This is a genomic window from Kitasatospora nipponensis, from assembly GCF_039528135.1.
Taxonomy (GTDB): Bacteria; Actinomycetota; Actinomycetes; order Streptomycetales; family Streptomycetaceae; genus Kitasatospora; species Kitasatospora nipponensis.
The window spans coordinates 1-551 of record NZ_BAAALF010001041.1; the positions used below are offsets into that span (position 1 = coordinate 1).

A 551-nucleotide genomic window follows, 5' to 3' on the forward strand; every position below is an offset into this window, starting at 1 on the left:
CGTTGAGATGGTTCAACCCCGCGGCGGGCGGCTGCCCGGTGGAGACGCTCTTACGGCGGCGAGTCCGCACACTCGCTGCGGTGGGTGTTCCCCGACGATCCTACGGGTGCCGGACCCCGGAGCACACTCCGGAGCCCGGCGCAGGCGTCAGGACGGGTTGTTGATCAACTCGTCGATCTTCGCGTCCGCCTCCTGGGTGGCCTGGTCGACCGACTTGCCCTTGAGGATGTCGTTCAGCATGTTCACCAGGACGTTCTGCTTCTCGATCGCGCCCCAGCCGGGGGCGATCGGGGTGAACCAGGCGTCCGGCACCGCGTTGGCGGCGGCGGCGGTGGCGGGCTTGGACTTCAGCGGGCCGAGCTGGGTCAGGTTGTTCGGCAGGGTGTCCTTGTCGACCAGCACCTGCTGCGACTTGGCGCTGGTGAACATCCGGATCCAGTCCTTGGCCGCCTCCGGGGCCTGCGACTTGGCGGCCACCGCGAGGTCGGAGCCGCCGATGAAGGCGGGCAGCGGCTTGCCGCCCGGCCCCGGCATGCCGGCCACCTTGAGCA

Annotated in this window: 1 pseudogene; it reads right to left on the minus strand. The window is 69.9% G+C overall.

Annotated elements, in window-relative coordinates:
- Positions 1-147: 147 nt before the first annotated feature.
- Positions 148-551, minus strand: a pseudogene (locus tag ABD323_RS44760) (sugar transporter); the annotation flags it as partial.